The sequence below is a fragment of the Labrys okinawensis genome (genome assembly GCF_002982075.1).
GTDB lineage: Bacteria > Pseudomonadota > Alphaproteobacteria > Rhizobiales > Labraceae > Labrys > Labrys okinawensis_A.
Window position 1 is genome coordinate 147,944 of the sequence record NZ_PUEJ01000010.1, and the last position, 14,457, is coordinate 162,400.

General features: G+C 62.9%; 11 protein-coding genes and 1 tRNA gene. 6 read left to right on the top strand and 6 right to left on the bottom strand.

Annotated elements, in window-relative coordinates; all coding sequences use genetic code 11:
* Positions 1 to 205 precede the first annotated feature (205 nt).
* The 4 genes from clpX to C5L14_RS24035 all read right to left on the bottom strand — a co-directional run bounded on the left by clpX (position 206) and on the right by C5L14_RS24035 (position 4,248).
* Positions 206 to 1,465, bottom strand: a complete 1,260-nt coding sequence (gene clpX, locus C5L14_RS24020; protein WP_068296294.1) for an ATP-dependent Clp protease ATP-binding subunit ClpX — start codon at positions 1,463 to 1,465, stop codon at positions 206 to 208.
* A gap of 279 nt (positions 1,466 to 1,744) precedes the next feature.
* Positions 1,745 to 2,377 carry an ATP-dependent Clp protease proteolytic subunit gene (locus C5L14_RS24025; RefSeq protein WP_105864599.1) on the bottom strand — a complete coding sequence of 211 codons (633 nt, stop codon included), beginning with the start codon at positions 2,375 to 2,377 and terminating at the stop codon, positions 1,745 to 1,747.
* Positions 2,378 to 2,674: 297 nt separating this feature from the next.
* On the bottom strand, positions 2,675 to 4,102 hold the full coding sequence (tig, locus tag C5L14_RS24030) for a trigger factor (RefSeq protein ID WP_105864600.1): 1,428 nt from the start codon (positions 4,100 to 4,102) through the stop codon (positions 2,675 to 2,677).
* Between the two features lie 61 nt (positions 4,103 to 4,163).
* Positions 4,164 to 4,248 (bottom strand) — tRNA-Leu (locus tag C5L14_RS24035).
* Between the two features lie 220 nt (positions 4,249 to 4,468).
* Between C5L14_RS24035 and C5L14_RS24040 the strand changes: the two genes are divergently transcribed.
* Complete coding sequence (locus C5L14_RS24040; RefSeq protein WP_105864601.1) at positions 4,469 to 5,764, top strand: multicopper oxidase family protein; 1,296 nt, start codon at positions 4,469 to 4,471, stop codon at positions 5,762 to 5,764.
* A gap of 58 nt (positions 5,765 to 5,822) precedes the next feature.
* Here C5L14_RS24040 and C5L14_RS24045 read toward each other — a convergent pair whose 3' ends face one another.
* Positions 5,823 to 6,617 (bottom strand): hypothetical protein, encoded by a 795-nt coding sequence (locus tag C5L14_RS24045; RefSeq protein WP_105864602.1) that lies wholly within the window; start codon positions 6,615 to 6,617, stop codon positions 5,823 to 5,825.
* Between the two features lie 290 nt (positions 6,618 to 6,907).
* Here C5L14_RS24045 and C5L14_RS24050 point away from each other — a divergent pair, with 290 nt between their 5' ends.
* Complete coding sequence (locus C5L14_RS24050; protein WP_105864603.1) at positions 6,908 to 7,537, top strand: glutathione S-transferase family protein; 630 nt, start codon at positions 6,908 to 6,910, stop codon at positions 7,535 to 7,537.
* Between the two features lie 98 nt (positions 7,538 to 7,635).
* On the opposite strand, the gene C5L14_RS24055 is transcribed toward C5L14_RS24050, so the two are convergent.
* Positions 7,636 to 9,120 (bottom strand): NAD(P)H-hydrate dehydratase, encoded by a 1,485-nt coding sequence (locus C5L14_RS24055; protein ID WP_105864713.1) that lies wholly within the window; start codon positions 9,118 to 9,120, stop codon positions 7,636 to 7,638.
* Positions 9,121 to 9,406: 286 nt separating this feature from the next.
* Between C5L14_RS24055 and C5L14_RS24060 the strand changes: the two genes are divergently transcribed.
* From C5L14_RS24060 to C5L14_RS24075, 4 genes are all read left to right on the top strand, one after another.
* Positions 9,407 to 9,745, top strand: coding sequence for a P-II family nitrogen regulator (locus C5L14_RS24060; RefSeq protein ID WP_068296275.1), 339 nt, complete (start codon positions 9,407 to 9,409; stop codon positions 9,743 to 9,745).
* 166 nt (positions 9,746 to 9,911) lie between these two features.
* A complete protein-coding gene (glnA, locus tag C5L14_RS24065) occupies positions 9,912 to 11,321 on the top strand; it encodes a type I glutamate--ammonia ligase (RefSeq protein ID WP_105864604.1) in 1,410 nt (469 codons plus the stop codon).
* 181 nt (positions 11,322 to 11,502) lie between these two features.
* Positions 11,503 to 12,654, top strand: a complete 1,152-nt coding sequence (locus C5L14_RS24070) for a carboxylate-amine ligase (protein WP_105864605.1) — start codon at positions 11,503 to 11,505, stop codon at positions 12,652 to 12,654.
* Between the two features lie 166 nt (positions 12,655 to 12,820).
* A complete protein-coding gene (locus C5L14_RS24075) occupies positions 12,821 to 14,452 on the top strand; it encodes an HAL/PAL/TAL family ammonia-lyase (protein WP_105864714.1) in 1,632 nt (543 codons plus the stop codon).
* The last annotated feature ends 5 nt before the right edge of the window (positions 14,453 to 14,457 follow it).

A 14,457-nucleotide genomic window follows, 5' to 3' on the forward strand; every position in this document is an offset into this window, starting at 1 on the left:
CGGCTCGAATCGAGCTGGTCTCTCCTAGCCCACGATACCCCCCTCCGACGTCAAGCGCAATCGAAGGCCGCTGCGGCGAATGGTCGATCACAGCGGAGCGGGACATCGCCCGAGCCATGCATTTCAACATGTCTGCAGGAAGGTGTCGACATGACAATGCCGGCCACAGGCCGGCATTGCATATCGAGCATTGCTCCGGCGGACATCAGCCGGTGGAGGAAACCTCCTGCTTCTCGGAATAGATGAAGAGCGGCTTGGCCTGTCCGTCGACGACTTCCTTGGAGATCACCACTTCCTCGACACCGTCGAGGCCGGGCAGTTCGAACATGGTGTCGAGCAGGATGCCCTCCATGATCGAGCGCAGGCCACGCGCACCGGTCTTGCGCTCGATCGCCTTCTTGGCGATCGACGACAAGGCCTCGTCCTGGAAGGTCAGATCGATCCCCTCCATCTCGAACAGGCGCTGATACTGCTTCACCAGCGCATTCTTCGGCTCGGTCAGGATCTTGATCAGCGCCGGCTCGTCGAGATCTTCCAAGGTCGCAATGACTGGCAGACGCCCGACGAATTCCGGGATCAGGCCGAACTTCAACAGATCCTCGGGCTCAACCTCACGGAAGATCTCGCCGGTACGCCGGTCTTCGGGCGTCACCACGCGGGCGCCGAATCCGATCGAGGTGCCCTTGCCGCGGCTGGAGATGATCTTCTCGAGGCCCGAGAAGGCACCGCCGCAGATGAAGAGGATATTGGTGGTGTCGACCTGCAGGAACTCCTGCTGGGGATGCTTGCGCCCGCCCTGCGGCGGAACACTGGCCACCGTGCCTTCCATGATCTTCAGCAAGGCCTGCTGCACGCCCTCGCCCGAGACGTCACGGGTGATCGAGGGATTGTCGGACTTGCGGCTGATCTTGTCGACCTCGTCGATATAGACGATGCCGCGCTGGGCGCGCTCGACATTATAGTCGGCCGCCTGCAGCAGCTTGAGGATGATGTTCTCGACATCCTCGCCGACATAGCCGGCTTCCGTCAGGGTCGTGGCATCGGCCATGGTGAAGGGCACGTCGATGATGCGGGCCATGGTCTGGGCGAGCAGCGTCTTGCCCGAACCGGTCGGTCCGATCATCAGGATGTTGGACTTCGCCAGTTCGACATCACTGTGCTTGGTGGCATGGTTGAGACGCTTGTAGTGATTGTGCACGGCCACCGAGAGCACGCGCTTGGCCTGCATCTGGCCGATCACATAATCGTCGAGCACCTTGCAGATCTCACGCGGGGTAGGCACCCCGTCGCGCGACTTCACCAGCGAGGACTTGTTCTCCTCGCGAATAATATCCATGCACAGCTCGACACATTCATCGCAGATGAATACCGTCGGGCCGGCGATGAGCTTGCGAACTTCGTGCTGGCTCTTGCCGCAGAACGAGCAGTAGAGCGTGTTCTTGGTATCGCTGCCGGCCTTGGTCATGGCATCCCCCTTTCGGGCTCTCTCGGCGGAACGGACATTCCGCATAATCCCACGGGAAATCCCGTGGCTGTAAACACAATCCCGCAGGCGTACCTGCATCGACTAAGCTCGTCCTGCAAGGGCTATGCCAAATGATGGCTGCCCCTGCATTCTCCGGTGACGCTGCATCCAGCGGGTCCAATGCTGGAATCTAGCGCCCCCCACGTCAACAGATCATTACCGATATCCATTGCAACGAACTGTGGCGAAACTCGTGCAGGGATCTCCCGCAGGGTTACATTAAGGCTTGGGCGAGGCTTCCTCCGGCCGCTTCTCGCTCACATGGTCGACCAGACCGAAAGCTTTGGCCTGCTCCGCATCCATGAAATTATCACGCTCCAGGGCCTCCTGGATCGACTTGATGTCCTGGCCGGTATGCTTGACGTAGATTTCGTTCAGCCTCTGCTTCACGCGGCGCGTTTCTTCGGCGTGGATCAGGATGTCGGTCGCTTGGCCCTGATATCCGCCCGAAGGCTGGTGCACCATGATGCGCGCGTTGGGCAGGGCAAAGCGCAGATCCTTCTCGCCGGCGGCCAGCAGGAGCGATCCCATCGAAGCCGCCTGGCCGACGCAAAGCGTTGAGATCGGCGAGCGAATGAACTGCATCGTGTCGTAGATCGACAGGCCCGCCGTCACCACCCCGCCCGGCGAGTTGATGTACATCGCGATTTCCTTCTTGGGGTTCTCCCCTTCCAGGAACAGCAGCTGGGCCACCACGATGGAGGCCATGTAGTCCTCCACCGGGCCGGTCAGAAAGATGATGCGTTCGCGCATCAGCCGCGAATAGATATCCCAGGCACGCTCGCCGCGATTGGTGCTTTCGACCACGGTCGGTATGAGGTTGTTGGTATAGAAGTCGATCGGATCTCGCATCAATCTCTCCAGCAAGCGAATCTCGGCAGTCCATGTTCCTGTCAGGGCAGGGATCGCGAGCCTGTTTGTCAAGTGAACCTTCCTGTCGCCCGCAGGGACATGAAGGCGCGACGGTTGTCGAGGGAGGTTAGCCCGAGAAGAGACGGGCCCTCTTGTCGCAAATGTGTCGTCAAACCCGGTCCTGCAAGTCCCCTCCCCGCCTTTTGCAAGTTCGGGGACGTTCGAGAACGACAATGGCCGGGGCAAGCCCGGCCATCGCATATTCGTCTCGACGAACCAGGATGGCCCGGCACAGCCTTATTCTGCTGACTCGGCAGGCTTGGCGGCCTTGGTTTTCTTGGCCTTGGCCGGCTTTTCCTCGGCAGCGGCAGAAGCGGCCTGCTCGTCGTCTTCCTTGAACAGTTCCTCCTTGGAGACCTTGTTCTCGGTGATGTCGGCGAGCGAGAGGATGTGGTCGACAACCTTGTCCTCGAAGATCGGCGCGCGCAGCTCGGCGATCGCCTGCGGGTTCTTGGTGTAGAACTCCCAGATCTGGCGCTCCTGGCCCGGGAACTGGCGGGCACGCTCGATCACGGCGCGAGTCGCCTCTTCGTCGGTCACCTGGATCTTGTTGCTCTCGCCGATCTCGGCCAGCACGAGGCCGAGGCGAACGCGGCGGGCCGCGATCTTGCGATAATCTTCCTTGGCGGCCTCTTCGGTGGTGTTCTCCTGCTCGAAGGTGCGGCCGGTCTGCTGCATCTCGCGCTCGACCTGCAGCCAGACATTGTCGAACTCCTGCTGGAACAGGGTCGGCGGCAGATCGAAGGAGTATTTCGCATCGAGTGCATCGAGAAGCTGGCGCTTCACCTTGCTGCGCGAGGCGGCGTTGTACTCGCCTTCGATCGAGCTCTTGATCACTTCCTTGAGCTTGTCGAGCGATTCGAGGCCGACAGACTTGGCAAGCTCGTCGTCGATGACGAGCTCAGCCGGAGCCTGCACCGCCTTGACCTTGACGTCGAAGGTGGCGTCCTTGCCGGCCAGCGTGTCGGAGGCATAGTTGGTGGGGAACTTGACCTCGATGGTCTTCTCCTGGCCGGCGGTGACGCCGATGAGCTGGTCCTCGAAGCCGGGAATGAAGGTCTTGGAGCCGAGGTCGACGGAAATGTCCTCACCCTTGCCGCCGTCGAACTCGACGCCGTCGATCTTGCCGACGAAGTCGACGATCACGCGGTCGTGGTTCTCGGCCTTCGACTTGGCCTTCTTGTCGGCATAGGTGACGTTGCGGCGGGCCAGATCCTCGAGGCGCGACTGCACCTCTTCGTCGGAGACTTCGGCCACCGGCTTGACGATCTTGATGCCGGAAATGTCGCCTACCTCGAAGGTCGGCAGCACTTCCACGGCGACGGTCCAGGCAAGATCGGCCTTGCCGTCGAGCACCTGGGTCACGCCTTCGTCGTCGGCACCGAAATCGAGCTTGGGCTCCATGGCCAGCTTGATCTGGTTGTCATCGACGATCTTGCGATTGGCTTCGCCAACGAAATTGTTGACGACATCGGCCGTGACCGAGCGGCCATAGAGACGACGCAGATGCGCCACCGGCACCTTGCCCGGACGAAAGCCGTTGACGCGGACCTTGCCCTTCATGTCTTCCAATTGGGCATCGGTGCGCGAGGCGATATCAGCCGCCGGCACCACCACTTTGAATTCCCGCTTCAGGCCATCGGCCAGGGTTTGGGTCACCTGCATATTCTTGTCCCGAATCCGTGAGTTCGTAGCTGCCCCGTCTTTAAGCCGTCGAGGCCGATCGTGGTGCGGGCGGAGGGGCTCGAACCCCCACGACTTTCATCACTGGAACCTAAATCCAGCGCGTCTACCAGTTCCGCCACGCCCGCAAATAGGGCTCCCTTTCGCAAAACTTGCATTCTGCGAAACGAGTGGCGCCATATAGCATGTCATGAAATTGATGCAGCAAAAAAATGCCGTCTCCTGCATGATATTTGGAGTTGAGGATTCGCGTGCGGCCGCAACAGCCGGCCGCAGCGTCGCTCCCGGCCTTCGAGCAACCTTCCCGGCAGGCGGGAATAGCCACTGCCCAGCCAGGAGGACCCACCGATGACCGGCAGTTTCGATCGGCGTCAGCTTCTTGCCGGGCTCGGCGTCACCCTGGCCAGCCTTGCTCTCACGCGCCCCGCACCGGCCGCTCCGGGCCTGACCTTGACGGCCGCGGCCGGCGAACTCCCCCTGCTAGGCAGCGTCAAGCCAACCCGGACGCAGTGTTTCGACGCCTCGACGCCGGGACCTCTCCTGCGCACGAAGCGCAACCAGGCCGTGAAGCTGCGCTTTGCAAACCGTCTCGACGCCCCCTCGACGATCCATTGGCATGGCGTGCGCCTCGCCAATAGCATGGACGGCGTTCCCGCCCTGACCCAGCAGGCGGTGAAACCGGGCGAAGGCTTCGACTACGCGTTCACGCCGCCGGATGCCGGCACCTTCTGGTACCATCCTCCCGCCTTTGGCCCTTTCTTGTCACAATGCGAGGCCGGCCTCTATGGCGTCCTGATCGTCGACGAGGATGAACCGCCAAAGGTAGACCGAGACCTGGTTCTCGTCATCGACGACTGGAACATCGGTGCCGACGGGCAGATTCAGGCCACCGCCGATAGCAAGCCGACCATCACGGCGAATTCGAAGCCGGCCGAAACGATCAGCCTCGCTCCCAATGAGCGTGTCCGACTGCGTCTCGTCAACGCCGCGGCGACGCGCATCGCCAAACTCGCCCTGGCCGGTTTTCCGGCCACCATCGTCGCCATCGACGGCCACCCCGTCGACACACCCTTCGCCCCCAATCACGGTCGCCTCGACCTGCCGCCCGGCGGGCGCGCCGACATTGCGGTCGACGGCCTGCTCACAAAGGGGAGCGAGGCCGGTATCGCATTGGATCGCGACGGCGACGTCGTCATTCTCGCTCACCTCGTTTCGAACGGTGCGGCGCCGCTTCGCCCAGCCTTTCTGCCGCCCCTGGTGCTGCCGCGCCCCGATCTGCCGGCCGCACTTGCGCTGCAGAAGGCCAAGCGCGTCGCCCTAGCGCTGTCAGGCCGGAACGGCGGCGGCTCGGTGCTGCCCGACAAGCCTTTGTTCTCGGTCAAGCGAGGCAGCCTCGTCGATCTCGGCCTCGCCAACAAAACGCCTATCGACCAGGCCGTGCATGTGCACGGCCACGCCATGCGCATCCTCCATCCCTTCGACGACGAGTGGCAGCCCTACTGGGTCGACACGGTCGCAATCGGTCCGGGAGAAACCGTGCATACGGTGTTCACAGCGGATAATCCGGGCAAATGGCTCCTGCACGGCCGCGCCTGCGGCCCTTCCAGGAAGGATGATCTCTTGACCTGGTTCGAGGTGACCTGAACCTTGGAATAAGGGCCGTCATGCGGAAAGCCTCGAGACGACAGGCCCCTCCAGCGATTCAATCGCGATTCATGTCGGTTAGCGCGTCGCGCATGGAGATGCTGGAGATGCCGAAGAAACCGCCATAGGGAATCTTGAGGTCGATGATCACGAACATGACGCTCGATACGCACACGACGCCGATGGCAAGCACGATCTTGCTCAACAGGCGCTGCGAGATCTGAAGGCCGAAGCTGAGGAAGACGAGGGCCAGCCAGAAGCTGATGATCAGCGTGAAGGACACGCCGGATGGAGCATGCGTATCCTCGATGACGGCCCAGCGCCCCGTCAGCGCCGCCCTGTAGTCCAGTTGGCAGCGCGCGGCGATGTTCTTGCCGATGCCATCGGTCGGCTGGAACGAATCGATCGCCAGGCCGATCTGGTTCATCATGCCGGCAAGAACCTTGTCCTCGCCCATGAGCGGCATGTCCTTGGTGTCGAGCATGATCTTGACCTCCGGCGCCGGCTCGTCGGGCCAGGTGCTGGCGATCACCGCGGCGGTGTAGCGGCGCAGCAGCTGGCGCGTCGGCTCCATTCGCGGGGAGAGATCGCGCAGGCATTGGTCGAGGCTCGCCAGATGCGCCGCATAGGTCGAGCGATCCTTGCTGGCCGCGTCGAAGTCGGCCCTGGAGGTGGAAAGTTGCAGGCTCAGGATCAGGGCGGCGAAGGACACCAGCAGGCCCGTCACCAGGCGCACCGCCTCCATGTTCTCCTTCGAGAGGTGTTCTTCGTGCAGGCGCCTGCGCAAGATCACCCCGCCGACGGCGCTCAAACTGAAAAGCACCAGGAAACTCAGGCCGTAGATTTCTTCCATGACCGGGACCGCCAGGTTTTTCTTTTGTGCCGGCAGTGTGGCTCAGCGGGCGTGACTTGAAAGTCACACCAGAATCCGGCCGCGCGCACAAGATCTCGCGGTGCTCCATACGCATCAGCTTGGGAGCAACGGGGGAAGCGGATTGTTCTGGTTACGGAGGTCGTCGGCTGGCGCCAGTCTTCAACCAACACCAAGGGCGAGCCCGTCACCATGAGCCACATTCCAGTCGATTGAGCGAAGTAGTCGAGACCCGTAAGCTGTCAGCCGCACCGCGCAAGTGGAGGAGCAACATGACCAACGCCTTGACGATATGGACTTATGATTGGGTGCCACCGGGCCCCCGCGGTCACGTTCGAGACATCAGATTGCGCTGGGCCTGCGAAGAGGCTGGCCTCCCTTACGACGTAAAGTCGGTTTCCTTCCATAACCGCGGGCCGGAGCATTTCGCGCGCCAACCTTTTGGCCAGGTGCCCTTCATCGAGGACGGGGACATCGCCCTTTTCGAAAGCGGCGCCTGTCTTCTGCATCTGGCTCGAAAAAGCGAGAAGCTGATGCCACGCGATCCCAAAGGAGAAGCAGCGACGCTGGAATGGACGATCGCCGCGCTCAACTCGATCGAGATGGTTTCGGTGCCCTGGTGGTTCATCGGCCTGTCCAAGCAGGCCACCAACCCGCTCGAAGGCTGGCTGTTCCAGCGCCTGCAGCATCTGGAAACGGTGCTGGCACGGCGCGAATGGCTTGCCGCGGGACAATTCACCGTCGCCGACATTGTGATGACGGAGGCTCTTCGCGTGCCGAAGGTAAGGGCTGCCGGCGATTTTCCGGCCACACGATCCTATGTCGATCGAGCCTGCGCGCGCCCGGCCTTCAAACGAGCCTATGACGGCCAGATGGCGCATTTCGCGGCGAGCGACAAATAATCGAGGCCCCACGGCTCCCCGGATGCCGCAGCATCCGGGCAGATCCACCGGGATCGACCTGTTCGCGGAAAGCTCGGAATGAGCCGGTGCGGCATTGATCACGAAGGCCGCAATGACGCCAAGGCGGCGAGAGCCTTGGGCAGCATCGCAGGCAGGTCGTCGGCGGTGAGGCCCGGCCCGAACAGATTGGCCGCTTCGCCATGGAGCCAGACGGCGGCGCTGGCGGCTTCGAAGGCCGGCATCGATTGAGCGAGGAGCCCGCCTATCAGGCCTGAGAGCACGTCGCCGGAGCCGGCCGTCGCCAGGGTAGGCGGCGCATTGGCGTTGATGGCGGCCCGCCCGTCCGGCGCTGCGATTACGGTATCGGCCCCCTTCAGCACGATGACCGCGCCGGTTGCCTCGGCAGCCGCGCGGGCCCGGTCGAGCTTGGCCGCGTGTTTTCCGGCGATGTCGTCGAAGACGCGCGCGAACTCGCCCTCATGGGGCGTGAGGACGACGGGCCCGAGCGCCGCCCGCAACGTGGCGATGAAATGAATGCGTTCGGCGGCAAAGGCGGAAAGCGCTCCGGCATCGATCAGCACGGCACGCGAGGAAGAAAGCACCAGGTCGACCTTGGCCCGGGTCTCCTCGTCCGGCGGCAAAGCGGGTCCGACGACGAACGCATTGCGCCGCGCATCCTCCAGCAAGACGGCGAGGCCTTCCGGCCCATCGCAGCGCCGCACCATGATGGCGTCGAGCGAGGCGGCATGGATGGCGAGGGCGTCGGAAGGACTGGCGACAGTCACGAGACCGGCGCCGACGCGCAATCCAGCCTTGGCCGCCAGCCGCGCCGCCCCCGTCCCTTCGATGCCCGCGGACAGGACGACCAGATGCCCCCGCGCATATTTATGTCCCGCCGGTTCGGGATGCGGAAAACCGGGCTGCCACAGGTCCGGCTGGTTGACGAAAGTCCGGGGTCGGATAGTGGCCAGCACATTGTCCGCAATGCCGATATCCGCAACCCGGACGGCGCCGCAATTGAGCTTGCCGGGCAAGAGCAGGTGCCCCGGCTTGCGCCGGAAAAAAGTCACCGTCTCGCGCGCCTTCACGGCCACGCCGCGGATCTGGCCGGTCGCCCCATCGATGCCGGAGGGCAGATCGACTGCGATGACCTGCAGGCCGGAAGCATTGATCCGCTCGACCAAACCGGCGAGCGTGCCGCCAATGTCACGGGAAAGCCCGGCGCCGAGCAGCGCATCGATGATGATTCCCTCCCTGGGGAACGAAAGGGCCAGCGCATTCTCGACCGGCTGCCCCCATTTCTCGGCAGCGTAGGCGACCTCTCCCCCCAGCGCCGAAGCCGGGCCCAGCAGGCCAAGCCGGACCCGATAGCCTCTTTCGCGCAGGATGCGGGCGGCAACGAAACCATCGCCCCCGTTCAGGCCCGTTCCACACAAAACCAGGATCGGCGTGTTGAAGGGATGCCGCGCCGCCACATCGGCCACCGCCCTCCCCGCCCGCTCGAGCAACTGGTCGGCGGTGGTGGCCTCGGCGATGGCGAGACGATCCGCATCGGCCATTTCGGATGGGGTCAGCAACTCGATCAAGACGTCCTCCAAGCTTTCCCCAGCATGCGCCACCTCGTCGCATTCGGTGGAAAAAATGCGTTTGCTGCCGTCACGGGCCGAAAATTACCCTCTCACGCCGCATATTTTATTGGCAGCCCGCCAAAAAATTGTGCAGTCTTTCGGTAGCGCTTGCCCATTTTTCAGCACCTTAGGTCTCAACACGTTGAAGATAAAAGAAAATTTTCCTGTTGGCGGTTTGGCATGCGACCTGCTACCAGCAAGGAGGTTTCTGCGCACTATGTGCTGAAATCGAGGAGACCCCATGAAGAAAATTGAAGCCATCATCAAGCCCTTCAAGTTGGACGAGGTGAAGGAAGCGCTGCAGGAGGTCGGTCTGCAGGGCATTACGGTGACGGAAGCGAAGGGATTCGGGCGGCAGAAAGGCCACACGGAACTTTATCGCGGCGCCGAATATGTCGTCGATTTTCTTCCCAAGGTGAAGATCGAGGTTGTGGTGCCGGACGAGCGTGTCGAGCGCGCCATCGACGCCATTCGCAAGGCCGCCCAGACGGGCCGGATCGGCGACGGCAAGATCTTCGTCCTCAATATCGAGGAAGCCATCCGCATCCGCACCGGCGAGAGCGGCCTCGACGCCATCTAGATCAAAGTGCGTTCGTCACCGAACGCTCATTTGCTCTGGTTCTTTGTATCGACGCGTCTTTGCGGTTCCAGGTGATCCCGTCCAATCGCAAAACGCCGTGGCAATCAGCGGGCCTCTGCCTGCGCCTCATAAGATCATGCCCAAACGAACGAAAGGGTTGCACAAGATGAAGACCGCCAAGGATGTCCTGAAGGCGATCAAGGACAATGACGTCAAATATGTCGATTTCCGCTTCACCGACCCGCGCGGCAAGTGGCAGCACGTGACCTTCGACGTCTCCCTGGTGGATGAGGAGATCTTCACCGAAGGCACCATGTTCGACGGTTCCTCGATCGCCGGCTGGAAGGCGATCAACGAATCCGACATGTGCCTGATGCCGGACCCCACCACCGCCACGATGGATCCCTTCTTCTCCGCGGCGACGATGTCGATCACCTGCGACGTGGTCGAACCCTCCACGGGTGAAGGCTACAGCCGCGACCCGCGCGGCATCGCCAAGCGCGCCGAGGCCTATCTGAAGTCGACCGGCATCGGTGACGTCGCCTATTTCGGCCCGGAAGCCGAATTCTTCGTCTTCGACGACGTCCGCTTCAAGGCCGATCCCTACAACACCGGCTTCAAGCTCGATTCGACCGAACTGCCTTCCAACTTCGACACCGAATATGAAGGCGGCAATCTTGGCCACCGCATCAACACCAAGGGCGGCTACTTCCCGGTTCCCCCGCTGGATTCGGCCCAGGATATGCGCTCGGAAATGCTGGCTGCCATGCAGCAGATGGGCGTCGTGGTCGAAAAGCACCACCATGAGGTCGCCTCCGCCCAGCATGAACTCGGCATGAAGTTCGGCACGCTGGTGACGATGGCCGATCATCTGCAGATCTACAAATATGCCATCCACAACGTCGCCCACACCTATGGCAAGACGGCGACCTTCATGCCCAAGCCCGTCTTCGGCGACAACGGCTCGGGCATGCATGTGCACCAGTCGATCTGGAAGGACGGCAAGCCGGTCTTCGCCGGCAATAAATATGCCGACCTCTCCGAGACCTGCCTTCACTATATCGGCGGCATCATCAAGCATGCCAAGTCGCTGAACGCCTTCACCAACCCCTCGACCAACTCCTACAAGCGCCTGGTTCCCGGCTATGAGGCGCCGGTGCTGCTGGCCTATTCGGCCCGCAACCGCTCGGCCTCCTGCCGCATTCCCTACACCACCAGCCCGAAGGCCAAGCGCGTCGAGGTCCGCTTCCCCGATCCGGCGGCGAACCCCTATCTCGCCTTTGCCGCCCTGTTCATGGCCGGCATGGACGGCATCCTCAACAAGATCGATCCCGGCCCGGCGATGGACAAGGATCTCTACGACCTGCCGCCCAAGGAGCTCAAGAAGATCCCGACCGTCTGCGGCTCACTGCGCGAGGCCCTTTCTGCCCTCGACAAGGACCGCGAATATCTCAAGAAGGGCGGCGTGTTCACCGACGACTTCATCAACAGCTTCATCGAGCTGAAGATGCAGGAAGTGATGCGCTTCGAGATGACGCCGCATCCGGTCGAATTCGAGATGTACTACTCGGTCTAAGAACTCAAAAACCATCCAGAGAGAGCCGAGCGGGGGCCGGTGCAGCGATGCACCGGCCTTTCCTTTTCCAGCCCATGGCGGCGGCGAGAGGAATCACGCCGGCCGGGGACCTTCTAGGGGTCACCTGCGTTAGAGTGCTGGATCGAGGAGCGGATCACGGCCCGACCTATCGGAGGACAGCATGGGGCATTCCTACACCTTCGGTATCGAGGAGGAGTATTTCGTGTTCCAGCGCCGGACGGGCGGCGTGCAGGAAACCATGTCGGCCCAATTTTTCGACGAGGCCCGGCAAATGCTGGGCAAGCACGTCACGCGCGAATTGCTGCAATCGCAGATCGAGATTGCCACGACGCCCTGTCGCAACATGAAGGATGCGAGGCTGCAACTGGTAGGCTGCCGACAGGCGTTGCAGGATCTCGCCTTCAAGCACGATCTCGGCGTCCTGGCCGCGGGCACCCACCCCTCCGCCGAGTGGTCCGACCAGCATCCCACCCAGGCTACCCGCTATGGCAAGGTCACGCATGACCTGCAGATGCTCGCCCGGCGCAAGATGATCTGCGGGATGCATGTTCACGTCGAGATTCCCCCGGACCGCTCGCGGGTCGATCTGATGAGCCGCATGCTGCCCTATCTGCCGCTGTTGCTGGCGCTTTCGACCTCCTCGCCCTTCTGGCAGTCGCGCCCGACCGGCCTGATGGGCTATCGCCAGAACATCTATTCGGAACTGCCCCGCTCGGGCCTGCCCGACCTCTTCCAGAGCGAAGAGGACTATCAGACCTATGTCGACACTCTGGTGAGAAATCGCATTATCGACGACGCAAGTTTCCTGTGGTGGGCGATAAGGCCCTCCAGCCACCTGCCTACGCTGGAGCTGCGGATCACCGATGTCTGTACCAATGTGGACGATGCCCTCGCCATCGCCGCGCTTTATCGCAGCCTGGTGCGGCATCTCATCCGCAAGCCGGACCTCAACCGCGGCCTGACGTCGCCCGGGCGCGCCATCGTCGAGGAAAACAAATGGCGGGCTCAGCGCTACGGCATTCACGGCTCGCTCATCGACCTCCACAGCGGGCAGGCGAGAAGCGCCGCCAATATGCTGACGGAACTGCTCGATCTCGTCTGGGAAGACGCCGAACTGCTCGGCTGCAGCGAAGACCTGGCGACCGCCCAGATGATCCTGCGCACCGGCACCAGCGCCGACGGACAACTGGCGGTCTACGAAGAGCGCATCGCCGCCGGCGCGACCACCGACGAGGCCATCCACGCCGTGGTCTGCTGGCTTGCCGACAGGACGGCTGCACCGCTCGCTGCGCGCCTTGCCACCGGCGGCTGACGGGCCGGTTGCGTTTCGATCCGCTTCTGCTAGAGCAAAGCCCGTTCAGACGGAAACGCTTGTTTGCTCTCACTCTTTGGTGCGACGCGTCTTTGCGAGTCCTGGCGATTCCGCCAAATCGAAAAACGCTTTGGGTCAAGATATCGAGCGTGATGCGGGGGAGGCCATGACTGTCACCATAGACGGACGGCGTATGACGGGTGCCAAGGTCGTCCGCGTCGCGCGCGCACAGAAGGCAGGTCGATTCGAGAAAGCGGGTATCGAGGCCAAGGCCCGTGCCGCGGTAGGTGCCGCGCGCGACTATATCGACGCCAACTGGCTGAACGACCAGGCCCCGCTGATGTACGCCTTCAACACCGGCGTCGGCCTGTTCAAGGAAGTGCGCATCCCCATCGCCAACATGGCGCATTACCAGGACCAGACCATTCGCGCCCACGCCACCGGCATCGGCGAGCCCTTTGCGCGCGAGATCGTGCGGGCCACCATGCTGCTGCGCGCCAATGCCTTCGCCTCCGCCTATTCCGGCGCGACGCTGCCGCTGATGGACCGTCTCGTCGGCTTCCTCAATGCCGGCCTGCACCCCGTGATCCCTTCCAAGGGCTCGGTCGGCGCGTCCGGCGACCTTGCGCCCCTCGCCTATCTCGCCGGCGCCATCCGCGGCTTCGAGGACGTGCAGGTCGAATATAAGGGCAAGGTCTATCCGGCGCCCGAGGCCGCGCGCCGGGCCGGCTTCGAGCCCGAATACAAGATGGGGGCCAAGGAAGCCTCGGCCATCATCAACGGCTCCACCGTATCGCTGGCCATCGCAGCCCTTGCCCAGGAGGACGCCAAGCGTATCCTCAAACATGCCGACATCGCGCTCGCCTTGACGCTGGAAGCCTTGCGCGGCGAACTGGCGGCCTTCGATCCGCGTGTGCATGCGGCGCGCCCGCATCGCGGCCAGGCCCGTACCGCCCGCAATCTCCTGCGCATTGCCGGCGATTCCAAGCGCTGCTCGGAAGGCGCGCGCGCCATCCTCTATCCCGACGAAGCGCGCGATCCGGCCAAGCCCGTGCCGCCGCGCGTGCAGGACGTCTATTCGCTGCGCTGCGCCCCGCAGGTGCACGGGCCGGTCTTCGAGGCTCTCGCCTATGCCGACGGCGTACTCGGGGTCGAGATGAATTCGGCCACCGACAATCCGCTGATGTTCGCCAATGACGACGGCAGCTATGTCTCGATCTCGGGCGGCCATTTCCACGGCGCTTACGTCGCCCAGGCCATGGATCTGCTTGCCATTGCCATGACCGATCTCGGTGCCATTTCCGAACGCCGCCTCGCCCGGCTGATCGATCCGGTGATGAGCTACGGCCTGCCGCGCAACCTGCTGGCCGGCCAGCGGGGCCTCAATACCGGCTTTGCCACGGTGCAATGCTCGATGTCGGCCCTGGTCATGGAAAACCGCAGCCTCGCCACGCCCGGCTCCGTCGACTCCATCCCCGGCAAGAGCAATGCGGAGGATCATGTTTCGAACTCCACCTGGTGCGCGCGCAAGGCCCGGACCGTGGTGGAGAATGTCGAGCAGATCGTTGCCGTCGAGATGCTGATGGCGGCCCAGGCGCTTTCGCTAGTCGCCGATCGCAGCAAGGACTACCCGATCGGCAAGGGCTCGCAGGCGGCCCTCGACGCCATCCGCGCCGAAATCGCGCCGGCTCTTGACGGGGACCGCTGGTACCACCACGAAATGCAATCCATACTCGAACTTGCCCGTAGCGGCCACATCCTGGCGGCCGTTGAAGCGGCAGTCGGTGGCCTGGAGTGAGGAGA